This is a genomic window from Actinomadura macra NBRC 14102 (assembly GCF_001552215.1).
In the GTDB taxonomy this organism is placed as follows: Bacteria; Actinomycetota; Actinomycetes; order Streptosporangiales; family Streptosporangiaceae; genus Spirillospora; species Spirillospora macra.
Genome location: NZ_BCQT01000028.1, coordinates 26,272 through 48,669, shown reverse-complemented (window position 1 = coordinate 48,669; position 22,398 = coordinate 26,272). Strand labels below are relative to the sequence as shown.

At 71.3% G+C, this 22,398-nt stretch carries 23 protein-coding genes; 13 read left to right on the top strand and 10 right to left on the bottom strand.

Features of this window, described 5'->3' with window-relative positions:
• Positions 1 to 21 precede the first annotated feature (21 nt).
• From aspS to AMA02S_RS36845, 3 genes are read right to left on the bottom strand one after another with little or no spacing between them, the layout of a single operon-like run.
• Positions 22 to 1,797, bottom strand: a complete 1,776-nt coding sequence (gene aspS, locus AMA02S_RS36855; protein ID WP_067468696.1) for an aspartate--tRNA ligase — start codon at positions 1,795 to 1,797, stop codon at positions 22 to 24.
• The gene (gene hisS / locus AMA02S_RS36850; protein WP_067468693.1) at positions 1,794 to 3,062 is read right to left on the bottom strand and encodes a histidine--tRNA ligase; all 1,269 of its coding nucleotides are present in this window, start codon (positions 3,060 to 3,062) and stop codon (positions 1,794 to 1,796) included. Before hisS ends, aspS begins: the two co-directional genes overlap by 4 nt.
• Before the next feature lie 12 nt (positions 3,063 to 3,074).
• Positions 3,075 to 3,818, bottom strand: coding sequence for an MBL fold metallo-hydrolase (locus tag AMA02S_RS36845; protein ID WP_067468690.1), 744 nt, complete (start codon positions 3,816 to 3,818; stop codon positions 3,075 to 3,077).
• Positions 3,819 to 4,037: 219 nt separating this feature from the next.
• Between AMA02S_RS36845 and AMA02S_RS36840 the strand changes: the two genes are divergently transcribed.
• Together AMA02S_RS36840 and AMA02S_RS36835 are read left to right on the top strand one after the other, a co-directional pair.
• Positions 4,038 to 4,781 (top strand): peptidylprolyl isomerase, encoded by a 744-nt coding sequence (locus tag AMA02S_RS36840; protein WP_067468687.1) that lies wholly within the window; start codon positions 4,038 to 4,040, stop codon positions 4,779 to 4,781.
• Between the two features lie 73 nt (positions 4,782 to 4,854).
• Positions 4,855 to 6,090: a DUF349 domain-containing protein gene (locus tag AMA02S_RS36835; RefSeq protein WP_084265990.1), complete on the top strand. Its 1,236-nt coding sequence runs from the start codon at positions 4,855 to 4,857 to the stop codon at positions 6,088 to 6,090.
• Between the two features lie 220 nt (positions 6,091 to 6,310).
• Here AMA02S_RS36835 and AMA02S_RS36830 read toward each other — a convergent pair whose 3' ends face one another.
• From AMA02S_RS36830 to AMA02S_RS36815, 4 genes are all read right to left on the bottom strand, one after another.
• On the bottom strand, positions 6,311 to 6,877 hold the full coding sequence (locus AMA02S_RS36830; protein ID WP_067468684.1) for a TIGR03086 family metal-binding protein: 567 nt from the start codon (positions 6,875 to 6,877) through the stop codon (positions 6,311 to 6,313).
• A 54-nt stretch (positions 6,878 to 6,931) separates the two neighbouring features.
• The gene (locus tag AMA02S_RS36825; protein ID WP_218005247.1) at positions 6,932 to 7,528 is read right to left on the bottom strand and encodes a DUF305 domain-containing protein; all 597 of its coding nucleotides are present in this window, start codon (positions 7,526 to 7,528) and stop codon (positions 6,932 to 6,934) included.
• A 32-nt stretch (positions 7,529 to 7,560) separates the two neighbouring features.
• Positions 7,561 to 8,166, bottom strand: a complete 606-nt coding sequence (locus AMA02S_RS36820) for a thioredoxin-like domain-containing protein (RefSeq protein WP_067468678.1) — start codon at positions 8,164 to 8,166, stop codon at positions 7,561 to 7,563.
• Positions 8,167 to 8,261: 95 nt separating this feature from the next.
• Positions 8,262 to 8,678 carry a hypothetical protein gene (locus tag AMA02S_RS36815; protein WP_157431078.1) on the bottom strand — a complete coding sequence of 139 codons (417 nt, stop codon included), beginning with the start codon at positions 8,676 to 8,678 and terminating at the stop codon, positions 8,262 to 8,264.
• A 159-nt stretch (positions 8,679 to 8,837) separates the two neighbouring features.
• On the opposite strand from AMA02S_RS36815, the gene AMA02S_RS36810 reads away from it, so the two are divergent.
• The 8 genes from AMA02S_RS36810 (at position 8,838) to AMA02S_RS36775 (ending at position 17,121) form a co-directional block, all read left to right on the top strand.
• The gene (locus AMA02S_RS36810; protein WP_067468672.1) at positions 8,838 to 9,632 is read left to right on the top strand and encodes a phosphatase PAP2 family protein; all 795 of its coding nucleotides are present in this window, start codon (positions 8,838 to 8,840) and stop codon (positions 9,630 to 9,632) included.
• Between the two features lie 146 nt (positions 9,633 to 9,778).
• A complete protein-coding gene (locus tag AMA02S_RS36805) occupies positions 9,779 to 11,047 on the top strand; it encodes a replication-associated recombination protein A (RefSeq protein ID WP_245668004.1) in 1,269 nt (422 codons plus the stop codon).
• Positions 11,048 to 11,220: 173 nt separating this feature from the next.
• Entirely contained in the window at positions 11,221 to 11,637 is a 417-nt protein-coding gene (locus AMA02S_RS36800) for a DUF948 domain-containing protein (protein WP_067468669.1), read from the top strand.
• Positions 11,634 to 11,954: a hypothetical protein gene (locus AMA02S_RS36795; RefSeq protein WP_067468666.1), complete on the top strand. Its 321-nt coding sequence runs from the start codon at positions 11,634 to 11,636 to the stop codon at positions 11,952 to 11,954. The genes AMA02S_RS36800 and AMA02S_RS36795 overlap by 4 nt, the downstream gene beginning before the upstream one ends.
• Before the next feature lie 2 nt (positions 11,955 to 11,956).
• Positions 11,957 to 14,626, top strand: coding sequence for an alanine--tRNA ligase (gene alaS / locus AMA02S_RS36790; protein WP_067468663.1), 2,670 nt, complete (start codon positions 11,957 to 11,959; stop codon positions 14,624 to 14,626).
• Between the two features lie 37 nt (positions 14,627 to 14,663).
• Positions 14,664 to 15,122, top strand: coding sequence for a Holliday junction resolvase RuvX (gene ruvX / locus AMA02S_RS36785; RefSeq protein WP_067468660.1), 459 nt, complete (start codon positions 14,664 to 14,666; stop codon positions 15,120 to 15,122).
• Positions 15,119 to 16,279 carry an endolytic transglycosylase MltG gene (mltG, locus tag AMA02S_RS36780; RefSeq protein WP_067468656.1) on the top strand — a complete coding sequence of 387 codons (1,161 nt, stop codon included), beginning with the start codon at positions 15,119 to 15,121 and terminating at the stop codon, positions 16,277 to 16,279. Before ruvX ends, mltG begins: the two co-directional genes overlap by 4 nt.
• On the top strand, positions 16,279 to 17,121 hold the full coding sequence (locus AMA02S_RS36775) for a shikimate dehydrogenase (protein ID WP_067468917.1): 843 nt from the start codon (positions 16,279 to 16,281) through the stop codon (positions 17,119 to 17,121). Before mltG ends, AMA02S_RS36775 begins: the two co-directional genes overlap by 1 nt.
• Positions 17,122 to 17,128: 7 nt before the next feature.
• Here the strand turns inward: AMA02S_RS36775 and AMA02S_RS36770 are convergent, their stop codons facing one another.
• Positions 17,129 to 18,487, bottom strand: coding sequence for a prenyltransferase/squalene oxidase repeat-containing protein (locus AMA02S_RS36770; RefSeq protein ID WP_067468653.1), 1,359 nt, complete (start codon positions 18,485 to 18,487; stop codon positions 17,129 to 17,131).
• A gap of 152 nt (positions 18,488 to 18,639) precedes the next feature.
• Between AMA02S_RS36770 and AMA02S_RS36765 the strand changes: the two genes are divergently transcribed.
• Positions 18,640 to 19,380: an HIT family protein gene (locus AMA02S_RS36765; protein ID WP_157431077.1), complete on the top strand. Its 741-nt coding sequence runs from the start codon at positions 18,640 to 18,642 to the stop codon at positions 19,378 to 19,380.
• On the opposite strand, the gene AMA02S_RS36760 is transcribed toward AMA02S_RS36765, so the two are convergent.
• Both AMA02S_RS36760 and AMA02S_RS36755 read right to left on the bottom strand, forming a co-directional pair.
• On the bottom strand, positions 19,356 to 20,303 hold the full coding sequence (locus AMA02S_RS36760) for a PfkB family carbohydrate kinase (protein ID WP_067468647.1): 948 nt from the start codon (positions 20,301 to 20,303) through the stop codon (positions 19,356 to 19,358). The genes AMA02S_RS36765 and AMA02S_RS36760 overlap by 25 nt on opposite strands.
• Before the next feature lie 10 nt (positions 20,304 to 20,313).
• Complete coding sequence (locus AMA02S_RS36755; protein WP_067468644.1) at positions 20,314 to 20,811, bottom strand: NUDIX domain-containing protein; 498 nt, start codon at positions 20,809 to 20,811, stop codon at positions 20,314 to 20,316.
• Positions 20,812 to 21,327: 516 nt separating this feature from the next.
• On the opposite strand from AMA02S_RS36755, the gene infC reads away from it, so the two are divergent.
• Positions 21,328 to 21,903: a translation initiation factor IF-3 gene (gene infC / locus AMA02S_RS36750; RefSeq protein ID WP_157431076.1), complete on the top strand. Its 576-nt coding sequence runs from the start codon at positions 21,328 to 21,330 to the stop codon at positions 21,901 to 21,903.
• Between the two features lie 260 nt (positions 21,904 to 22,163).
• Positions 22,164 to 22,358: a 50S ribosomal protein L35 gene (rpmI, locus tag AMA02S_RS36745; RefSeq protein WP_067468638.1), complete on the top strand. Its 195-nt coding sequence runs from the start codon at positions 22,164 to 22,166 to the stop codon at positions 22,356 to 22,358.
• Positions 22,359 to 22,398 lie beyond the last annotated feature (40 nt).

The following is a 22,398-nucleotide window of genomic DNA, read 5'->3' as shown; positions in this document are numbered from 1 at the left end:
GGAGGACCGCCCTCGCGGATGTCAACCCTCGGTGCCGGTCTCGTCGGTGTCGTCCGGAGAGGGAATCACGTCGATGCCCGCCTCCTCACGCTGCTGCGGAGTGATCGGCGTGGGGGCGGCCGTCAGGGGGTCGTAGCCGGACGCGGCCTTGGGGAAGGCGATGACGTCGCGGATCGAGTCCTGCCCGGCGAGGAGCATCACCGTCCGGTCCCAGCCGAAGGCGATGCCGCCGTGCGGCGGCGGGCCGAACTTGAACGCCTCCAGCAGGAACCCGAACTGGGATTCGGCCTCCTCCTTGGACAGGCCCAGCACGTCGAACACCCGCTGCTGCATCTCGGCGCGGTGGATACGGATGGAGCCGCCGCCGATCTCGGTGCCGTTGAGGACCAGGTCGTAGGCGTCGGCGAGCGCGCTGCCCGGGTCGTCATGGAAGGTCCCGGCGAACTCGGGCTTGGGCGCGGTGAACGGGTGGTGGACCGACGTCCAGCCGATCTGCTCGCCCTTGGCGTCCTCGACGGGCTCGAAGATCGGTGCGTCCACGACCCAGACGAACTCCCAGGCCGTCTCGTCGATCAGGCTCCGGCGGCGGCCGATCTCCAGGCGCGCCGCGCCGAGCAGCTCCTGGGTGGCGTGCCGCTTGCCGGCGCCGAAGAAGATCGCGTCGCCCACATTGGCGCCCACATTGGCGGCCAGACCCGACTTCTCGGCGTCGGAGAGGTTCTTGGCGACCGGGCCGCCGAGCGTGCCGTCCTCCTGGACGAGCACGTACGCCAGGCCGCGGGCACCGCGGGCCTTCGCCCACTCCTGCCAGCCGTCCAACTCCTTGCGGGTCTGGGACGCGCCGCCCGGCATGACCACCGCACCCACGTACGGCGCCTGGAACACCCGGAACGACGTCCCGGCGAAGTACTCGGTCATGTCGGTCAGCTCGTTGCCGAACCGCAGGTCGGGTTTGTCCGAGCCGTAGCGGGCCATGGCGTCGGCGTAGGTGATGTGCGGGATCGGGCGGGGGATCTCGTAGCCGGCGACGTCCTTCCAGAGCCGCGCGACGAGGTCCTCGCCGATCTCCAGGATGTCGTCCTGGTCGGCGAACGACATCTCGATGTCGATCTGGCTGAACTCCGGCTGCCGGTCGGCGCGGAAGTCCTCGTCCCGGTAGCAGCGGGCGATCTGGTAGTAGCGCTCCAGCCCGCCGACCATGAGCAGCTGCTTGAACAGCTGAGGCGACTGCGGCAACGCGTACCAGTGGCCCGGCTTGAGCCGGACGGGGACGACGAAGTCGCGGGCGCCCTCGGGGGTGGACCGGGTCAGCGTCGGGGTCTCGACGTTGACGAAGCCGTGCTCCCGCATCACCTCGTGCGTGAGGAAGGCGGCGTCGGAGCGGATCCGGACGGCCCGCGCGACCGACTCGCGACGCAGGTCCAGGTAGCGGTACTTGAGCCGGATCTCCTCGTTGACGTTGACGTCACCCTCGATGGGAAACGGGAGCGGCGCCGAGTCCGACAGCACCTCGATCTCGGTGGCGGCGACCTCGATGGCACCGGTGGGCAGCTCGGGGTTCTCGTTGCCGGGGGGCCGGACCCGGACCTCCCCGACGACCTTGACGCAGAACTCGGCGCGCAGGTCGTGCGCGGTGTCCTCCTCGCGGAACACGACCTGCGCGGTGCCGGACGCGTCGCGCAGGTCGATGAACGTGACACCGCCGTGGTCGCGGCGGCGGCCGACCCAGCCGGCCAGCGTGACCAGCTGCCCGGCATGCTCCCCGCGGAGCGTCCCCGCCTCGTGCGTGCGGATCATTTCGAGAGCCTTTCCTTCAACGTCGTGGTGATGTCGGCGAGGGGGACGGCGTCCTGCTCGCCCTCGGCCAGATCCTTGACCTGGGCGACGCCGTCCGCGATATCTCGCTCGCCGAGAATCACGGCGTACCGGGCGCCGGAGCGGTCGGCGTCCTTCATGGCGCCCTTCAGCCTCTTCCCACCGAACGCCATGTCGGCGGCGATGCCCGCGCGGCGCAGCTCGTCGACGAGGGTGAACATCCGGTGCTCGGCCGCCTCACCCAGCGCGACCCCGAACGCCTCGCAGCGCGGCCGCGTGGGAAACGCGGCGCCCTCCGCCTCCATCGCCAGGATCGTCCTGTCCAGGCCGAGCCCGAAACCGATGCCGGGCAGCGGGGGGCCGCCGATGCTCTCCGAGAGCCCGTCGTAGCGGCCGCCGCCGCCGATGCCGGACTGGGCGCCGAGCAGCGGGTGGTCGAACTCGTAGGTGGTGCGGGTGTAGTAGTCCAGGCCGCGGACGAGGGTGGGGGTGTCCTCCCACGCGATGTCGAGGCCGGCGAGCAGCCCCCGGACGCGGTCGTGGTGGCTCTTGCACGCCGGGCACAGGTGGTCGGCCATCAGCGGGGCGTCCGCGCGCTGGGCGCGGACCTGAGGGCGCTTGTCGTCCAGCACCCGCAACGGGTTGATCTCGATGCGGGCGCGGGTCGCCTCGTCCAGATCCAGGCGGCGCAGGAAGTCCTGCAGCAGGGCCCGGTAGGCGGGACGGCACTCCTTGCAGCCGAGGGAGTTCAGCAGCAGCCGCACCTGCGTGAGGCCCAGCGACCGGTACCAGTTCACCGCGACGGCGATCGTCTCGGCGTCGACGTGCGGGTCCTCGCTGCCGATCGCCTCCAGGTCCAGCTGGTAGAACTGCCGGTAGCGGCCCTGCTGGGGGCGCTCGGCGCGGAACGCCGGCCCGCTCGTCCACACCTTGACCGGCAGCGCGCCCTGCTTGTGGAGGTTGTTCTCCAGAACGGACCGCAGCACCCCCGCCGTGAACTCCGGGCGCAGCGTCAAGGACCGGCCGCCCCGGTCCTCGAAGGTGTACATCTCCTTGGACACCACGTCGGTCGATTCGCCGACGCCACGCCTGAACAAGTTGGTGTCCTCGAAGACGGCCAACTCCAGGTAGCCGTAACCGGCCAGCCGGGCCTGCTCGGCGAACGCCTCGCGGATGGCGAAGAAGAGGTCCGCACGCGGCGGGACGTATTCACTGACCCCCTTGGGGGCCTGGAAGCTCGAACTCATGGTCTCTCAGGCTCAGAATCCCTTGTTGGGCCCGTCCGCCGGCAACCGCGCTCCACCGGCCGCGGGGGACGAACCCCCTGGCCTCACCGGCGACAGGCCGGAAAGGAACGGGTTGGTCGCGCGCTCGCGGCCGATTGTGGTCTGCGGGCCGTGCCCGGGCAGGACGGCGGTCTCATCGGGGTGGGACAGGCACACCCGCGACAGGCTCGCGAGGATCTCCTCGTACGAGCCGCCCGGCAGGTCGGTGCGGCCGATCGACCCGGCGAACAGCAGATCGCCCGTGAACATCACGTCGGGCAGCTCCGCCGTCGCGGGCGTCCGGAAGGTCACCGACCCCGGCGTATGGCCGGGCGCGTGGTCGACGGTGAGGCTCAGCCCCGCCAGCTCCAGCGTCGCCCCGTCCGCCAGTTCCCGTACGTCGTCGGGCTCGGTCAGCTCCAGCCCCCCGAACAGCTGCTGGCCGGCACCGAGGGACAGCCCCTTGGCCGGGTCGGTGAGCAGCTCCCGATCGTCCGGATGGATGTAGGCGGGGACGTCCTTCGCGCCGCAGACGGGGGCCACCGACCAGACGTGGTCAAGATGGCCGTGCGTGAGCAGCACCGCGACGGGCTTGAGCCGGTGCTCGCGCAGGATCTCCTCGATCCCGGCCTCGGCGTCCTGGCCCGGATCGACGATCACGCACTCCTCGCCCTCGGCGGGCGCCACGATGTAGCAGTTCGCCTCGAACGAGCCAGCGGGGAACCCGGCGACGAGCACGATCGTCCTTCCTTCGAACCATCTCGGGTGGGCGTGTCCGAGGGTACCGGCGCCGCCGTGGCCACCGCGAACGGGATAACCCGATCGCCGTGTCGCGCGGGCCTTCCGGGAAGGGCCAGGGCGGGTTCCTCCACGTTCGTTCAGGGGGAGGGGCGCCCCGCCCCCAGGACCGCTACTATGCGCTCCACGTTCACCTGATCACGGCAGAAAGGCAGGGAAGTGGCGGGGAAGGACCGCAAGAAGCAGCTCGCACGGCAACGCTACGAGCGCCAGGAGCAGCGCCGGCAGGCCGAGGCGGCCCGGGCCCGCAGGCTCAAGATCATAGGTTCGGTCGCCGGAGTCGTGGTCATCGCCGGAGGCGGCACCGCGACCGCAATGGTCATGAACAAGGACGACAAAGCCGACGGCGGCCGGTGTGCCTACAAGCCGGCCCAGGCCGACGGTGCGCCCAAGAACCTCGGCACCCCACCGAAGAACCCCACTCACACGGGGATGGTGCAGGCGACGGTAAAGACCAACGAGGGCGACGTCGTCATGTCGTTGGACGGCTCGAAGGCCCCGTGCACCGTCAACTCGTTCGCGTTCCTGGCCACCAAGAATTTCTTCGACAACAGCCCGTGCCACCGCCTGACCAGTGGCGGCCTCAATGTGCTCCAGTGCGGTGACCCCAAGGGCACCGGAATGGGAGGCCCGGGCTACCAGTACGCCAATGAGAACACCGCGAACGCCAAGTACCTCAAGGGAACGCTCGCCATGGCGAACTCCGGTGCCGATACCAACGGCAGCCAGTTCTTCATGGTCTACGCCGATTCACAGCTCCAGCCCGACTACACGGTGTTCGGGAAAATCACCAAGGGTATGGATGTGCTGGAGAAGATAGCCAAGGCGGGTTCTGATCCCAAGGGCGACGGCAAGCCCAAGAAGAAGGTCACGATCCAGGACGTCACGATCGTCGGGAATTAGGCGAACGGGATACTAAGGTGTGGAGGGTCCGGTGGCTTCGAGCACGATCGGACCTGCGATTCAGGAGGCAAGGGTGTCCAGCGCTACCGATCCCTGGGGCCGGGTGGACGAGGACGGCACCGTCTACGTGAAGACGTCGGACGGTGAGCGTGTCGTGGGATCCTGGCAGGCCGGTGCACCGGAAGAGGCGCTCGCCTACTTCAAGCGCAAATATGACGCGCTGGTCACCGAGATCGGCCTGCTGGAGCAGCGCGTCCGCACCACCGACCTCCAGCCCGCCCAGGCCCAGCAGAGCATCCAGCGGCTGCGCGAGGCCGTCACCGACGCGCACGCCGTCGGTGACCTCGACGCCCTCGGCCGCCGGCTCGACGGCCTCACCGAGCAGGTCGGGCGGCGCCGCGAGGAGGTCAAGGCCCAGCGCGAGCAGCACCGGCACGAGGCCCGCGAGGTCAAGGAACGCATCGTCGCCGAGGCCGAGCGGATCGCCGTCGAGGAGACGCACTGGAAGAACGGCGGTGAACGGCTCCGCCAGCTCGTCGAGGAGTGGAAGGCCGCCGACCGCATCGACCGCCCCACCGAGACCGCCCTGTGGAAGCGGCTGTCGGCCGCCCGCAACGCCTTCACCAAGCGCCGCAAGGTCTACTTCGCCACCCTCGACGACCAGCGCGAGGAAGCCCGCCGCGAGAAGGAGCGCCTCGTCGCCGAGGCCGAGTCGATGTCCGGCTCCACCGACTGGGGCGACACCGCCGCCGCCTACCGCGACCTGATGCGCCGCTGGAAGATGGCCGGCCGCGCCTCCCGCGACGCCGAAGAGGACCTGTGGACCCGCTTCAAGGGCGCCCAGGACACCTTCTTCCAGGCCCGCAGCTCCGCCTTCGCCGAACGCGACGCCGAGTTCCAGGTGCACGCCGAGGAGAAGGAGAAGATCCTCGCAGAGGCCGAGCGGCTGCTGCCCGTCCGCGACGTCCGCCAGGCCCGGCAGGCGCTCCGCGCCATCCAGGAGCGCTGGGAAGCCGCCGGCATGGTCCCCCGCGACCAGCGCGATCGCCTCGAAGGCCGCCTCCGCAAGGTCGAAGAGGCCATCCGCTCCGCCGAAGAGAACGAGTGGCGCCGCACCAACCCCGAGGCCCGCGCCCGCGCCGAGGCCACCGTCAACCAGCTGCGCAGCTCCATCGACCAGATCCAGAAACGCCTGGACAAGGCCCGCGCCGCCGGCCGGGACAAGGACATCAAGGACGCCGAAGAGGCCCTCACCGCCCGCCGCGCCTGGCTCGAAGAAGCCGAACGCACCCTCGCCGAGTTCTCTTGATTTACCTGGGGGGCGACCCCCAGACCCCCGGCTGCGCGGCTCGCCACCTCCTCGCTCGCTGGCGCTCGCTGCGGGGGCGCGGCGCGCCGGGCATGCCCGCTGCGCTCGCAGAGCTCGCGCCGCGTGCCTGTCCCGTAACCGCCGGCTGAGGCTCAATCCTGCCGGGGTGCGGTTCAGACCGTCAGGCCGCTGGTTGCGCGGGCGGGGCTTCTGCGGCTCTTTATGGGTGGGGGCGGCCTAGGAAGGCCAGGAGGCGGGTTTGCTCGTCTGCGCCTTGTGGGGCGGGGAGGGGCGGGGCCAGGTGGCCGGCGGTTCTCAGGGGGGCGGCGATGAGGTGGGCCGTTGCGAACGCGTGGTGGACCAGGTCTGGATCCAGGCGGGTCGGCTGGTCGGAGGCGACGGCCAGGTCCCAGGCGTGCACCAGCGGCTCCAGGATGTAGCCGCCCAGGAAGTCGCCCAACGGCAGCTCGCCCAGCGCGCCCATGGGGACCAGACGTTTCAGGGCGCCGGGGGTGAGGGACGCGGTGCACTCCTTACGAGCCGTCCGCCACGCCATGAGGACGTCGCCGGGGACGAAGCGCACCGGGTCATCGGTGATGTCCGGTACCGGCTCCCCGGACGCCAGTGCCCGGATCAGGTGCTGGCCGCCCGTCACGTGCCCGGCGACGTCCCGCGCCGTCCACGGCGCGCAGGGGGTCGGGGCGTCCCAGCCGTCGCGGGGGACACCGGCCACCAGGCTCTCGAAGAGGTCCAGTGCCCGGTGGTAGCCGCTGAGGTTCTGAGCCATGGTGGTCAGTGACCCGCGATCGGGCGGCGCTGTCAAGCGTTATCGCGGGAGTGCTCAGGTCGCGGTGCTCCCGCGTTTCCGCAGCATCCCGTTCATCAGGGTGATCTCCGCCTGCTGGCCGTCCACCATCGTGCGGGCCAGCCGCCGGACCCTGTCGTGGTCGGTGCGGGTCAGGACGGCCTCCGCCATGGCCACGCCGCCGCGGTGGTGGGCGATCATCAGGCGCAGGTAGCGGACCTCCGCGTCGCGTCCCTCCGCCTTCTCCAGCTCTGCCAGCTCCTCCCGGGGCGCCATCCCCGGCATGCGGGCGGGTGCGGCGGTCACGGGCGCGTGGCCGGTGTGGTTCATCCAGCGCATGGGGCCGGACGGGTCGGTTTTCGGTACGTCCCATTCGTCCAGCCAGGCGGTCATCATTCCGATCTGTGCCGACTGGGTGTTGATGATGTCGTAGGCCAGGAGCCGGACGTCCGGGTCCCGGGTGCGATCCCGGACGATGAACGACATCCGGACCGCCTGGGCGTGGTGAGCGCTCATGTCGCGGGCGAACCCGGCCTCGGGGCCGTCGGTGCCGGGGCGGCTCGAGCGGGCCGCCGCCAGCGCGACGAGTACGGCGGCGACGGCCAGGACGAGCACCGCGAGGACGACGGTCACCCGTCGTCCTCGCGACGCCGGGGCGTTTGCACTCACGCGGCGTCCTTGGCCCCGTTGCAGGCGGCGCCGGGCTCGGGGGTCTGCGGGCCCTTGACGAACGCGCGCAGGAACGCGTCCACCCGCTGGTCGCCGGCATCCTGGATCTTGACCTGCTTGCCCCACGCGGTGAGCGCGATCGGGGCGTCCAGGGACGGGTAGGGGCTCAGGAAGGTGTAGTCGGTGGCCGCGACCTTGGTCTTGAGCCGGTCGAGCTGCGCGGCGTCCAGCCCGGGCCGGTAGGTGATCCACACGGCGCCGTGCTCCAGGGAGTGGACGGCGTTCTCGTTGCGCAGCGGCTGGTCGTAGACGCGGGCGTCGCAGTTCTGCCAGGTGGGGTCGTGGTCACCGCCCATCGGCGGGGATACGTCGTACTTCACGGGGCTGGTGGTGTGCTCGCGGCCCAACCCGTCCTTCTGGACGAGGCCGGCGATGGACGCCGAACCGGCGGAGGCCGATGACCTGGTCTGCATGAACGCGTAGGCGATGGCGACGACCGCGATCACGCCGATCACGGTGAAGAAGGCGATGCCGCCCCACGGCACCTCCCGCTGGGTCAGGACGTTCTTCCGGGCGTTCCTGTTCCGGGCGCTCTTGGACATGGATGTTCCCTCTGTTTCGGCTGGATGGTCGGAGACGGCGGCAGCGCCGCACCACGGCGGGCGCGGGTGGTGCCGGTGGCCTTACGGCCGGTCCGTCACAGCCGGAGCACCTGAAGAGAGGGTGAGGAGAAGGACACGGGAAGGGCGCCCCGAGGGAGGACGACCATCCACGAGACGCGGGCGGGAAGCCGCAGGACGGGACGTCCCAGGCCGGCCGCCAGAAGGGCGAACACCATCAGGGTGAAGAGCACGGCCAGGCACAGGCAGGCGTCCGCGGGGCCCTGCGGGGGGAGGGGCGGCGGGGCGTCCATCGTCGCGTCCGTAGAGACGGTGCCGTGCGGCCCATGATTGGTCAGGGCGACGTCCACGGGGACGGTCACCGCATGTTCGGTGCACATGCGCGGTGGAGGGGCGTGGCCCAGCCCGTAGCTGAAGACGAGGCCGGCCACGACGAACAGCGCCACGAGCAGGCCAGCCAGCCCGTGCCGCCTACGCGGGGTCGTACCGGACATCGTCACGTTCCCACACCGTCATCGTTCTGATTACGCCCTCCGGGCGATTTCAACGCCGCAGTGTCACCCAGGGTTCCCAGGGGGACTGGGACCTGCGGCGGAGCCCAAACCCTACTGACGTATCAGGTGGATAGCACAGGGTAGCTAGATGATGAACGGATGCGGCGATGCGCGGGCGAGGGAGCGACACTGCGGCACGACAGGCGCGTGACGGGCCTGGCGCTCGCGGCCGCCCTGCAATTCGTGCTGATGGCGGTCGTGCTCGGCGCGTATGGCTATGGCCGTCACCTCGCCGACGGGGATCCCGGCAAGGCGTTCGCCAACGCGCGGTGGCTGTGGGGCCTCGAACGCGATCTTCGCCTTCCGGACGAGGCCTCCTTGCAGAGAGTCGCACTGCGCTGGGACGGCTGGGCGCGGGTGGCCAACGAGTACTACGTCCGGGTTCACTTTCCCGCGATCACCGTGTTCATGGTCTGGGTCTACTTCTGGCGGCGGAGGGCCTGGCCACGGGTCCGTGCGGTGCTGCTCGCCTCGGCGGCGGTCGCCCTGCTCGTCCATTTCGTGTTCCCGCTCGCGCCGCCCCGGATGCTTGCGGGCCGCGGGTTCGTGGATGTGATGACCGTCTACGGTCCCAGCGCCTACTCCACCGAGCCGGGCGAGGGCATGACGAACCAGTTCGCCGCGATGCCGTCGCTGCACGTGGGCTGGGCGCTGCTGATCGCCTGGGGGGTGATCCGCTACGGGCGGCATTGGTGGCGGTACCTGATCGTCGCGCACCCGGTGATCACCCTGCTGGTCGTGGTGCTGACGGCCAACCACTACTGGCTCGACGGGGTCGCCGGGTCGGCCATCGTGGTGGTCGCGTTGTGGCTGACCGCCCGGATCCCGGCACTGGACGATCGCGAACCCGGACGCGCGGGAACGTCGGTGCGGCGAGATAGTGTCGGAGCGTGACCAGCAGGGCGGAATCGGGCCAACCGGAGGGCCTGTTCGACGATCCGGCAGCGGAGGCGGGCGCGGCCCCGTCCGCCGCGAGTGAGCCGGTGCGGGGGAGCGCGGGCGACGACACCGGCGGCGCGGGGCGGCCCCTCGCGGTGCGGATGCGTCCCCGCGCGCTGGACGAGGTCGTCGGGCAGGGACACCTGCTCGGCCCCGGCACCCCCATCCGCCAGCTCGTCGACCGGGACGTGCCGATGTCACTGGTCCTGTGGGGCCCGCCCGGCACCGGCAAGACCACGCTCGCCACCGTCGTCAGCCATGTCACGTCCCGCCGCTTCGTGGAGGTCTCCGCGGTCAGCGACGGCGTCAAGCGCGTCCGCGCCGAGATCGATCTGGCCCGCCGTGAGCTCGGCATGACCGGTCGGCAGACGGTGCTGTTCGTCGACGAGGTGCACCGCTTCAACAAGGCCCAGCAGGACGCGCTGCTCCCCGCGGTGGAGAACCGCTGGGTGTCGTTCATCGGCGCCACCACCGAGAACCCGTTCTTCTCCGTGATCAGCCCGCTGCTGTCGCGCTCGCTGCTGCTCACCCTGGAGCCCCTCGGCGAGGACGATCTGCGCGAGGTGATCCGCCGCGCGCTCGCCGACGAGCGTGGCCTGGACGGTGCCGCCGGCCTCGATCCCGCCGCCGAGGACCACCTGATCCGGTTGGCGGGCGGCGACGCCCGGCGCGCCCTCACCTACCTGGAGGCCGCCTCCCTCGTCGTCGACGACGGGGGCGTCATCGACGTGGACGTCCTGGAGAAGGCCGTCGACCGAGCCGCCGTCCGCTACGACCGCGAGGGCGACCAGCACTACGACGTCATCAGCGCGTTCATCAAGAGCATCCGCGGCAGCGACGTGGACGCCGCGCTGCACTACCTCGCCCGGATGATCGAGGCCGGCGAGGATCCGCGGTTCATCGCGCGGCGGCTGATCGTGCACGCCAGCGAGGACGTCGGCATGGCCGATCCGACCGCGCTGCAGACCGCAGTCGCGGCGGCGCAGGCGGTGGAGTTCGTCGGCCTGCCCGAGGCGCGCATCAATCTCGCCCAGGCGGTCATCCACCTGTCCCTGGCGCCGAAGTCCAACGCTGTGATCACGGCCGTGGACGCGGCGCTCGGCGATGTCCGCAAGGGACTGGCCGGCGCCGTCCCCGGCCACCTGCGTGACGCGCACTACAAGGGCGCGGCGAAGATCGGGCACGGGCAGGGGTACAAGTACGCCCACGATCACCCCGGCGGCGTCGTCCGGCAGCAGTACGCGCCCGACGCCGTGCACGGACGCGAGTACTACCGGCCGACCAGGCACGGCGCGGAGTCCCGCTTCACCGAGGTCCTCGCCCGCATCCGCTCGGTTCTACGCGGGTCCCGGACGGGCGACGCGCCCTGATCGGGGTCGCCCGACTCACCCGATCGTCCACGGGGTGATCACGCCGTGGTCCCGCCATCGGGCACGTCCGCCCGCTAGCCTGGATCGCCCGAACGGCTGTGACCGGCGCCCACGGTAGGGTCATCCCGACCGAGACCGGCCCGAGCCGAACACACAGCGAACGGAAAGCCCTGATGCTTACTGGTGGACAGCTAGCTGGTCTCGTCGTGGCCGTGTTCTGGGCGGTGCTCGTCACGTTCGTCGCGCTGACCCTGCTGCGGCTCTCCCGCCTGCTCGGCGAGGCCAGCAAGGTCGTGCGCGACATCGGCGACCAGGCGGCCCCGTTGCTGGACGACATGACCCGCACGGTGAACCGCGCCAACGAGCAGCTGGGCCGTACGGACGTCATCACCAAGCAGGTCGCCGGCGTCACCCAGAACGTCTCGGCCGTCACGACCGTGATGACCTCGGTCGTGGGCGGCCCGGTGGTGAAGGCCGCCGCGTTCTCCTACGGCGTCCGCAAGGCCCTCGGCGGGTCGGGCAAGAGCCGGTCCGCCGCGTCCGACCGGCCGCAGTTGCAGGCCCGGCAGGGCGGGAAGGGGCGCAGATGAGACGGCTGTTCTGGGTCTCGGTCGGCGCGGGCGCCGGCATCTACGCCACCCACCGCGTCAAGCGCCGGGTCGAGCGTTTCGCGCGTGCCCTGTCGCCCGGGGGCGTCGCCGCCCGCGCGGTGTCGACCGGGCAGGGCGCGGGCGAGCGGCTGCGGCTGTTCGCCGCGGACGTGCGCACCGAGATGCGCGCCCGCGAGGAGGAGTTGCGCGAGGCCGTCCGCATGGACCAGGCGCCGCCCGGGCCCGACGGTCCACACCCCCGCAGGGTCCTCAGGGCCCGTTACACGATCATCGACGACGACAAGGATGGCCACTGATCATGGAGTCGGCAGAGGTCGCGCGCCGCTTCCTCAAGTTCTTCGAGGAGCGCGGGCACACGGTGGTGCCCTCGGCCAGCCTGATCGCCGAGGACCCCACCCTGCTGCTGGTCAACGCCGGCATGGTCCCGTTCAAGCCGTACTTCCTCGGCCAGCGCACGCCGCCGTCACCGCGGATGACCAGCGCCCAGAAATGCGTCCGGACGCCCGACATCGAAGAGGTCGGCAAGACCACCCGGCACGCCACGTTCTTCCAGATGCTGGGCAACTTCTCCATCGGGGACTACTTCAAGGAGCAGGCGATCCCGTTCGCCTGGGACCTGCTGACCAAGCCGCGCGGCGAGGGCGGCTTTGGGTTCCCCGAGGAGCGGCTCTGGGTCACGGTCTTCACCGACGACGACGAGGCCCAGGACATCTGGCACCGGAAGGTCGGGGTGCCGCTGGAGCGCATCCAGCGCCGCGGCATGGAGGACAACTTCTGGTCGATGGGCGTTCCCGGCCCGTGCGGGCCCTGCTCGGAGATCTACTACGACCGCGGCCCCGAGTACGGGCGCGAGGGCGGCCCCGTCGCCGACGAGGACCGCTATCTCGAAGTGTGGAACCTCGTGTTCATGCAGTTCGAGCGCGGTCCCGGCGAGAGCAAGACCGACTTTCCCATCCTCGGCGACCTGCCCGCCAAGAACATCGACACCGGCATGGGCCTGGAGCGGATGGCGGCGATCCTGCAGGGCGTCGACAACATCTACGAGACCGACACCCTGTGGAAGGTGCTCGACCGCGCCGCCGGCCTGACCGGCGCCGCGTACGGCCGCGACCACCGCACGGACGTGTCGCTGCGCGTGATCGCCGACCACGTCCGCAGCGGGACGATGATGGTCGCCGACGGCATCCGTCCCGGCAACGAGGGCCGCGGCTACGTGCTGCGCCGCATCCTGCGCCGTTCCATCCGCAACATGCGGCTGCTCGGCGGGCAGGACGCCGGGCTGATGCACGAGCTGACCGCCGTCGCGATCCAGGCCATGGGCGAGCAGTACCCCGACCTCGTCCGTACCGCCGCGAACATCCACACCGTCATCGACGCCGAGGAGGACTCGTTCCTCCAGACGCTGCGCACCGGCACCGCGATCTTCGACACCGCGGTGGCGGAGGCCAGGAGCACCGGCGGCCGCGCGCTGGCGGGCGACCAGGCGTTCAAGCTGCACGACACCTACGGCTTCCCGATCGACCTCACCCTGGAGATGGCGTCCGAGCAGGGCCTCCAGGTGGACGAGGAGGGCTTCCGCCGGCTCATGAAGGAGCAGCGGGACCGCGCGAAGAAGGACGCCCGCGACAAGAAGACGGGCAACCTCGACGTCTCCGTCCTGGACGAGCTGCTCATCGGTGCGGGCGGCAAGGTCGACTTCATCGGCTACAGCAGCCTGCTGGGCGACTCACGCGTCGTCGGGCTCCTCGTCAGGGGCGCCAACGCGCAGGCGGCGGGCGAGGGCACCGAGGTCGAGGTCGTCCTCGACCGCACCCCCTTCTATGCCGAGGGCGGCGGCCAGCTCGCTGACCAGGGCGTGATCAGGCTGGGTAACGGCGCCGTCATCGAGGTGGCCGACGTGCAGACGCCGCTGCCGGGTCTCATCGTGCACCGTGGCCGCGTCGTCAGCGGCGAGGCACGGGTCGGCGACGCGGCGCACGCGGAGGTCGACGTGGAGCGGCGCCGGGCCATCTCCCGCTCGCACACCGCCACCCACATGGTCCACGCGGGGTTCCGGCGCGCGCTCGGCGAGTCCGCCGCGCAGGCCGGCTCGGAGAACTCGCCCGGCCGGTTCCGGTTCGACTTCACGGCCTCCGGCGCCGTCCCCGTCACGGTGCTGCGGGACGTGGAGGACGAGGTGAACGAGGTTCTGATCAACGACCTGGACGTCCGTGCGTTCCACACCTCGATCGACGAGGCGCGCGCGATGGGGGCGCTCGCGCTGTTCGGCGAGAAGTACGGCGACGAGGTTCGCGTCGTGGAGGTCGGCGACTACTCCCGCGAGCTGTGCGGCGGCACCCATGTCGCGAGTTCCGGACAGCTCGGCCTGGTCAAGGTGCTCGGCGAGTCGTCCATCGGCGCCGGCGTCCGCCGCGTCGAGGCCCTGGTCGGCATCGACGCGTTCCGGTTCCTGGCCCGCGAGAGCGTCCTGGTCGCCCAGCTCGCGGAGCAGATGAAGGCACGCAAGGAGGAACTGCCCGAGCGCGTCTCCGGCGTCGTCTCCCGGCTCCGCGATGCCGAGAAGGAGCTGGACAAGCTTCGCTCCCAGCAGATCCTGGCGGTCGCCGGATCCCTCGCCGACAGTGCCCGTGACGTGGGCGGCACCGCCTTCGTCGGCCACCGCGCCCCGGACGGCACGGGCGCCGACGACCTGCGCAGGCTCGCCGTCGACATCCGCGGCCGGTTGCAGTCCCGGCCCGCCGTCGTCATGGTGACCGGCGTCCCGAAGGACCGCCCGGTCGTCGTGGTGGCCGTCACCGAGGGCGCCCGGGAGCGTGGCCTCAAGGCCGGCGCCCTGGTCGGTCTGGCCGCCAAGGCCCTCGGCGGCGGGGGCGGCGGCAAGGACGACCTTGCCCAGGGAGGCGGCGCGAACCCCGCGGCCGTCGGCGAGGCCCTCGCCGACGTCGAACGGGCCGTAGGGGCCGCGTGAGCCCCGCACACGGGGGTAACAGGGCGGAGCCGAGGAAATGAGACACGGGGTCCGGCTGGGGGTCGACGTGGGAAGCGTCCGGGTGGGTGTCGCCCGGTGCGATCCCGGCGGAATCCTCGCCTCGCCGCTGGAGACCGTGAAGAGCGGCAAGGGCGACATCGACCGGCTCGTCGAGCTCGTCGGCGAGCACGAGGCCGTCGAGGTGGTCGTGGGGCTCCCGACGTCCCTGTCGGGACGGGAGGGCCCCGCGGCCGAGTCCGCGCGCCGGTTCGCCGGACGGCTGGCGGGCCGCCTTCCCGAGGGGGCCGTCCGACTTTACGACGAGCGGCTCACCACGGTCACGGCCGAGGCGGGGCTCCGCGCAGGTGGGGTACGTGGTCAGGCTCGCCGCAGGGTCGTGGACCAAGCCGCGGCGGCCGTCCTGCTTCAAGCGGCACTTGACGGGGAACGGTTGACTGGGCGCCCCCCAGGCGAGATCGTCCGGGGAAGCTCATGAACGATTTGGACCTTTTCTCCGATCCCTACGGGGACGGCCCGCCGCCGGAGGAGCGCTCCGGCAGACGGGCCCAGCGGCGTGTCCGCAGGCGGCAGAAACGCCGCAAGACCAGCGGCCGCGCGGCGGCGCTGTTCGCGATGGCCTTCATCGTCGCGGTGTTCGGGACGGGCGGGGTACTGGGCGCCGCGTGGCTGGACAACAAGCTCCATCCGCCGGACTACAAAGGCGCGGGCAGCGGCAATGTCACCGTCCAGATCAAGGACGGCGACAGCGGCTCGCAGATCGGGGCCACGCTGGAGGAGCACCGCGTCGTCAGGAGCACGCGGGCGTTCGTGAAGGCGTACGGGAAGGAGAGCCGCGCGTCCGGTATCCAGCCCGGCTTCTACCAGATGCGGCTGAAGATGTCGTCGACGGCGGCGATGGCCCTGCTGCTGGACCCGAAGTCGCGCTCCGGAAACCAGATCACGATCTCCGAGGGCCGCCGCGCCATCGAGATTTACCAGCTGCTGGCGAAGAAGACGGGCATCCCGGTCAGCGACTTCCAGGCGGCCGCCAAGGACGGGCAGGGCCTCGGTCTGCCGCCCTACGCCAAGGGCAGGGTCGAGGGCTACCTGTACCCGGGACGCTACGACCTGGACCCGAACGGGTCGGCCAAGCAGGTCCTCAAGCAGATGGTGGACCGCTTCCTCAAGGAGGCCGAGAACGTCGGCCTGGAGGAGAAGGCCCGGACCGCGCGCATGAGCCCGGCGACGGTGCTCACGCTGGCGAGCCTCGTCCAGGCGGAGGGCGGCCGGCCGAGCGACTTCCCGAAGATCTCCCGGGTGATCTACAACCGGCTCACGGCGGGGATGCCGCTGCAGTTCGACACGACGGTGCTGTACGCGCTGAACAAGCGCACCCTGGACGTGCGCGAACGGGACCTCCAGGTGGACTCGCCGTACAACACCTACAAGCACAAGGGCCTCCCGCCCGGGCCCATCTCCAGTCCCGGGCCCGAGGCGATCGAGGCGGCGGTGTCGCCGAAGAAGGGGACGTGGCTGTTCTTCATCGCCACCGACCCCACCAACAAGATCACCAAGTTCGCCACGACGGAGGCCGAGCGCAAGGAACTGGAGAAGGAGTTCCGGGAGTGGCAGCGGAAGAACCCGGGGAACTGATGGCGGACGGAGGGGACGGCGCGGGCCGCCGGGCGGCGGTGCTGGGCTCGCCCATCGAGCACTCGCTGTCACCCGTGCTGCACCGGGCGGCCTACGCGGCGATGGGGCTGGACGCGTGGTCCTACGACGCGATCGAGTGCGGTGAGGACGATCTCGCCGGCCTTCTGGACGGGCTCGACGCGCGATGGGCGGGACTGTCGCTGACCATGCCGCTCAAGAGGGTCGCGCTGAAGCTGGCCGACTCGGTTTCGGATCTCGCGGTGAAGGTCGGCGGGGCGAACACGCTCGTCCTGCGCGACGGCCGGCGCCATGGTGACAACACCGACGTGTACGGCATCGTCACGGCGCTCGGTGAGGCGGGTCTCGGCGCGCCGGGGTCAGCGCTGGTGCTCGGCGGTGGCGCTACCGCGGGCTCGGCGCTGGCGGCGCTCGCCGGGCTGGGCCTGGAGGAGGCGGTGCTCGCCGTCCGCACGCCCGGACGCGCCGCCGAGGCCGCCGCGGTGGGGGAGCGCTTCGGGCTCGCGGTCCGCGTCGTGACGCTGGACCGGCTGGCCGAGCACCTGACGACCGAGCTCGTGGTCTCGACCCTGCCCGGACGCGCCGCGGACGCGTTCGCCGAGCCCGTCGCCGCGTCCGGCGCCGCGCTGTTCGACGTCGTCTACGCGCCCTGGCCCACCGCGCTCGCCTCCGCCGTCGCGCGGGCCGGCGGGACGGTCGTGGGCGGCTTCGGCATGCTGCTGCACCAGGCGGCCCGGCAGGTGACGCTGATGACCGGCCGCGAGGACGTCCCGGTGGAGGCGATGCGCGCCGCCGGCGAGGCCGAGCTGGCCCGGCGCGCCTGAGCCGAGGTCAGGGCGGTCCGCGGGGTGCGCGGCGCCGTTTCACCGATAGGTCGACCGTGGCGAGGGCGATCGGCAGGATCACGCTCAGCCAGAAGTCCCGCCAGCCCCACGTGCCGATGCTCGCGCCGAGCGCGCTGCCCAGGCAGATCAGTGTCAGCAGCAGCGCCGACCAGTGCCGCCGGACGAGCGCCACCGGGTCGAGGCGGTGGTGTGGCAGCAGCGCACCGAGCGGGCGCTCCCGGGCATGGGCGCGCTGGACGACCGTCGCGTCCGGGAGCCAGTGCAGGAGGTCGGCGGTCCCGGCGAGCGGGACCCGGGTCAGCGCGACCAGGCTCTCCAGCCGCCACCACAGGGTCCACAGCGAGGTGCGCCCGCTGCCGGGGTAGCCGTTCCAGCGCGGGTCGGTGATCTCGCCGCGCAGCAGTGCCCGGAACAGGCGGGCGACGGCGGGTCCGTGGGGGCCGCGCGGGTCGCCGAGCAGCGCGATGAGCGCGATCGGCAGCCCGTAGTGCCACAGCGCGAGCCGCCACACGGGCTTGGAGCCGGCGCCGTGCGGGGAGACGTCGTAGGTCTCGATCCAGGTGTGGTCGTCGCCCGGGTCCAGATGTCCGAGCAGCCAGTCGTAGGCGTCCAGCAGGCGCTCGGTCCGCAGATCCGGTCGCGCCTCGGCCAGCGTCACCAGCGCGAACGCCGTGTGGGTGACGGTGGGACCGGCCGCCGGGGTCGGGCCCCACGCCGGGCGGTGCGCCGTCCGGTCTGCGGTCAGCCACTCCACGCCCCGGTCGACCGCCGCGTCGTGCGGGTTGAGCTGGCTCAACGCCCGCAGTGCCAGGCATGTCAGCCACACCCTCGACGGGCAGCCGAGCAGCGAGCCCCAGCCGCCGTCGGGGTTCTGGTTGTGCAGGAGCCACCGGTAGGCCCGGCGCAGGTCGGGTGCGTCCTCGCGCAGGTCGCAGCGGGCCCGGGCGAGGAAGCGGGCGATCCAGCCGGTCGCCTCCACCACGGGCATGCCGAGGCTGGTCTTGGTGGCCCAGCCGCCGTCACGCAGCACATCGGCCGACGATGTCTGCCGAGCCGCGAGGAGGGCCAGGCCCTCATGGAAGTACTCGAAGGGGCGACCGGTCTCCACGAACGCCAGCAGCCCGAGGGCCGTCGCCGTCGTCCCGGGTTCCGGCCGTGCCAGCTCGTGGTACCAGCCCCCACCGGAGCCGAGGGCGGGCGCGTAGGTGTCGCGCAGGACGTCCAGAGACTCTTCCAGGCGGGTCGCGAGGACGGCCATGTCGATGACGGGATCGGCGGTCGCGGGCAGGGGGCAGGGAGGGGTGGCGCGGGTCGGCTGCGGGGGGCGCGGAGGGGTTTGGTACACGGGGTTTCCTTCCATCCCCTTTATTCCCTTTCAGCCAGGCTTTGTACCCCGTGGGTTCTGTGTCTGTATCGCCCACTGCATAGATCGCGACGGCCGCACGGCGGGCACGCTGGAAGGGAAGAGAACGCGCACGTCCCTTCGCTGGAGGACTGTTGGCCGAGCCATCGATATGGAACGAGCCTGGTCCCGAGTGCGTCCTGTGCCCGCCCCTGCGGTTCCGGTTCAACGAGATGGTGGACCTCCCAGGAGAGTCGTCGGTGCTCGCACGCGACACCGGTTTCCTCCTGATGCCGGACGTGGCGCCGCTCGCGGTGGGGCACCTGCTGTTGGTGACGCGAAGGCACCACCAGTGCGCCGGTGCGTTCGGCTACCGGATGTGGGAGCAGGCCTGTCACTGGCGTGACCGCGTCTCCGGGCTCTACGAGAGGGCGTACGGGAGCGGCGAGCTCCTGCTGTTCGAGCACGGCCCGGCGGACTCCCAAGGCGGGGGCGCCTGCATCGACCATGCGCACTGGCACTTCCTGCCGGGGACGCCTGGTGTCCGTGCCGTCCTGGAAGGCGGCGGACTGACGGGGACCCCCGCCGGGCATGCGACCTTACGCACCCGCTTCAGGACGGGTCGCTCCTATCTCCTGGTCGAGGAGGAGGGCCGGGCCACCGTGCACCCAGGGGACGGGGTACGAAGCCAGTTCCTCCGCTGGGCGGTGGCGGCCGCCCGCCCGGGGGAGCCATGGCGTTGGCAGGAGACCTTCGGGTTACCCGAGAGCAAGCACCGCTTCCTGCGCACTGTCCAGGGGATGCGGCGGGCCATCGACGCTGAGCGTTTCGCCGCGCACGCCGGCGGGAGCACCGCCGACGGCGCCATCGGTCAGTGCCGGGACAGCCACCAGTAGAGCTCGCCGGACGCCAGCCGGTCTCCGAACCCCGCACGCTCCACATTTCCGCCGTATCCGGACGAATACTCCAGCAACAGCCGTTCGCGCTGGTAGGCCAGCACGTACTCCAGCGATGTCGCCCCAAAACGCAGCAGCCACAGCGGCCTGCCCGGGACGGCCCTGTCCAGGGCGGGCAGCAGGTCCCGGACCTCGCCCGACCCGACCGGCGGTGGTTGGCCGAGCAGCCGCGCCATCGTCGGCGCCTCGGAGATGACGATCTCGGCGAGCGACAGCAGCGGCAGGACGTCGATCGCCGGGAGCCGCCCGTCGATGTCGTGCGGGACGAGGTCGAAGGCGACCGGCGTCCCCGCGTCCCGGGCGACGCGAGCCGCGGTGTGCAGCGCCGCCCGCGACACCGGGGACAGCAGCGCGTACCCGTCGGCGAACAGCATGTCCGCGCGGCGGATCCCGGCCGCCGCCGCGAGCACCTCCGATTCGGTCAGGCGCCGCCCCGGCGCGTCCTCCTCCGCGACGAGCAGGCGCACCCCGGGATCCTCGCCGTCCGGGCGATCGCGCAGCATCACCGTCACCCCGTTCGAGGCCCCCGGTTCGACGCGGAGCCGGTCGCGGACGCCCATGCGCCGCAGTTCCCGCCGGATCACCGGCGTGAAGTCGTCGTCCCCGATCTTGGCGAGCACGCTCACCCGGCGGAAGTAGCCCGTTGCGCGCCGGGCCAGGTTGACGGCCGTCCCCGCGACCATCGCCCGCGCGGGGGCGAAGGCGAGCCGGTCGGCGGTCAGCTCGCTGAACCGGACCTCCGGCAGCGTCGCGCGGACCTCGATCCGGACGTCCCCCATGACAAAGAGCGAGAAGCGGCGCCGGGTGGCGCCGTCGAGGCCCGGCCACTGCGCCGGCGAGGGGGCGGAGGGCGCGGTGTCCATGGCGTCCGGGTCAGCCGGACCGGGCCAGGAACGCCCGCATCACCGGGCGCAGGCTCGGGATCAGCTCGCGCGACTCGACCTCGTCCAGCGGCACCCAGGCGCACTCGGCCAGATGGTCGCCCGCCTCCTGGTTGTCGATGCAGGCGTCCAGCGTCACCGGCCGGCAACTGCGCGCGGTCGCCACCACCCGCACCTGCCCGCCGCGGACCCGCGGATCGCGCTCGGGCATGAACCACTGCCACAGATGGAACGGCGGCCCCGGGTCGATCTTGAGGCCGACCTCCTCCCAGACCTCCCTGCGGATGTGGTCGTCCAGATCCAGGTCGGCCTCCACCTCGAGGCGGCCGCCGGGGACCTCCCAGCGGCCGGGGTGGAACGGATCGTCGGCGGACTTGCGGACCAGCAGCAGGCTCCCGTGGGCCTCGATGAACGCCTTCTGGGCGAACTCCAGCCTGATGGGGGCCAAGGCCGTGAGGGGACCGGGGGCGCCGGCCTCGACCGTGGGCATCGCGGGAAAACCTCCCCTGTGCCGGCCCCAGGGGGCCATCGTCGCCCTACCGTAACAAGCCTTGCCCCGAACGCCGAGAGTCCGGCTAGGGCAGAACAACCTCACCCGCATACTGGGAATGCAGTGACGATCCGCTCGGTTGACGCGGACGCAAACGAGTACTCCATACTCGGCCCAAGCGGGAGGATCCACCGTATTGCCGGTGAACCGCAATGGCGCACCAAGGCCGTGCAGGTGGTAATGTTGGTGGCTGACCGGCCCTGTGCGTGGGATCAACGTGATAACACGTGCTGGGCGCTCAAGCGGAGGCCACCTCCCACCTGACCGGCTGCAAGGCCGGTGGGTCCTCGGTCCGGTGAACGGGCGCGGTTCGCTCGTCTCACCCGCGTCCCCGGGCGGCCATGCCGCACGGGGCGACCGAAGGTGGCCCCGTGCGTGAGTCGTGCGGGGCTTTTCGCGTGAGAGCCTCGGGGTACGACCGGTCTACGAACTTGAGAACGGCCCCAAGGAGGTCCCATCAGCGCCGAACCGCGTATCAACGACCGCATTCGCGTGCCCGAGGTCCGGCTCGTCGGCCCGAACGGCGAACAGGTGGGCATCGTGCCCATCGCCAAGGCCCTTGAACTCGCGCGCGAGTCGGATCTCGACCTCGTCGAGGTGGCGCCGACCGCGCGCCCGCCCGTCGCCAAGCTCATGGACTACGGCAAGTTCAAGTACGAGTCCGCGATGAAGGCGCGTGAGGCGCGGAAGAACCAGGCGCACACGGTCATCAAGGAGATCAAGCTCCGCCCGAAGATCGACCCGCACGACTACGAGACCAAGAAGGGTCACGTGGTGCGGTTCCTGAAGGCCGGGGACAAGGTGAAGGTCACGATCATGTTCCGTGGTCGTGAGCAGTCCCGTCCCGAGCTCGGTTTCCGGCTGCTGCAGCGGCTGGCCGACGATGTCGAGGAGCTCGGCTTCGTCGAGTCGCGGCCCAAGCAGGACGGCCGGAACATGATCATGGTGATCGGTCCGCACAAGAAGAAGGCGGAGGCCAAGGCCGAGCGCGCCGCGAGTCGCGGGCAGGACGCCGCCCCAGGCACCGTCTGACGGCCCGCCCGGCGCCCGCTGCGGTGGGGATCGCCGGTGGAGCCGATCGCCGGGGAGCCCGGGACGTCCGGGGCGAACCGGCCTCCAGGGCACGCCCTCACGGGCGGGCCTGCACAACGCCCCCGTGGTGTCACGGGGACGGGACGCACGTACATTGAAGCCTGGCCCGGCGCGTCACACGGGGTCCCGTGCGATGCGCCGATTCAGGCGCGCCCCCGTGCCGCCGCACGGGGGCCCAGAATGAGGAGACGACGGCGACCATGCCGAAGACCAAGACGCACAGCGGTGCCAAGAAGCGGTTCAAGCTGACCGGCTCCGGCAAGGTGATGCGCCGCCGCGCCAACAAGAACCACCTGCTCGAGCACAAGCCGACCAAGCGGACCCGCCGCCTGTCCGGCCCCGCCGTGGTGGCCGACGCCGACGCCAAGAACATCAAGAAGCTGCTGCGCAAGTAGTACCCGACCGGCAACATCAGCGACCGGCCGAGGCCTGGAG

Excerpts from the sequence above, each read along its gene's own strand:
- AMA02S_RS36760 (WP_067468647.1), bottom strand. The coding sequence starts at position 20,303 with ATGGACACCGCGCCCTCCGCCCCCTCGCCGGCGCAGTGGCCGGGCCTC.
- AMA02S_RS36820 (WP_067468678.1), bottom strand. The coding sequence starts at position 8,166 with ATGTCCAAGAGCGCCCGGAACAGGAACGCCCGGAAGAACGTCCTGACC.
- AMA02S_RS36830 (WP_067468684.1), bottom strand. The coding sequence starts at position 6,877 with ATGGCTCAGAACCTCAGCGGCTACCACCGGGCACTGGACCTCTTCGAG.
- alaS (WP_067468663.1), top strand. The coding sequence starts at position 11,957 with ATGGAGTCGGCAGAGGTCGCGCGCCGCTTCCTCAAGTTCTTCGAGGAG.
- AMA02S_RS36805 (WP_245668004.1), top strand. The coding sequence starts at position 9,779 with ATGCGTCCCCGCGCGCTGGACGAGGTCGTCGGGCAGGGACACCTGCTC.
- aspS (WP_067468696.1), bottom strand. The coding sequence starts at position 1,797 with ATGATCCGCACGCACGAGGCGGGGACGCTCCGCGGGGAGCATGCCGGG.
- ruvX (WP_067468660.1), top strand. The coding sequence starts at position 14,664 with ATGAGACACGGGGTCCGGCTGGGGGTCGACGTGGGAAGCGTCCGGGTG.
- rpmI (WP_067468638.1), top strand. The coding sequence starts at position 22,164 with ATGCCGAAGACCAAGACGCACAGCGGTGCCAAGAAGCGGTTCAAGCTG.
- AMA02S_RS36755 (WP_067468644.1), bottom strand. The coding sequence starts at position 20,811 with ATGCCCACGGTCGAGGCCGGCGCCCCCGGTCCCCTCACGGCCTTGGCC.
- AMA02S_RS36800 (WP_067468669.1), top strand. The coding sequence starts at position 11,221 with ATGCTTACTGGTGGACAGCTAGCTGGTCTCGTCGTGGCCGTGTTCTGG.
- AMA02S_RS36795 (WP_067468666.1), top strand. The coding sequence starts at position 11,634 with ATGAGACGGCTGTTCTGGGTCTCGGTCGGCGCGGGCGCCGGCATCTAC.
- hisS (WP_067468693.1), bottom strand. The coding sequence starts at position 3,062 with ATGAGTTCGAGCTTCCAGGCCCCCAAGGGGGTCAGTGAATACGTCCCG.
- AMA02S_RS36810 (WP_067468672.1), top strand. The coding sequence starts at position 8,838 with ATGCGGCGATGCGCGGGCGAGGGAGCGACACTGCGGCACGACAGGCGC.
- mltG (WP_067468656.1), top strand. The coding sequence starts at position 15,119 with ATGAACGATTTGGACCTTTTCTCCGATCCCTACGGGGACGGCCCGCCG.
- AMA02S_RS36815 (WP_157431078.1), bottom strand. The coding sequence starts at position 8,678 with ATGTCCGGTACGACCCCGCGTAGGCGGCACGGGCTGGCTGGCCTGCTC.
- AMA02S_RS36775 (WP_067468917.1), top strand. The coding sequence starts at position 16,279 with ATGGCGGACGGAGGGGACGGCGCGGGCCGCCGGGCGGCGGTGCTGGGC.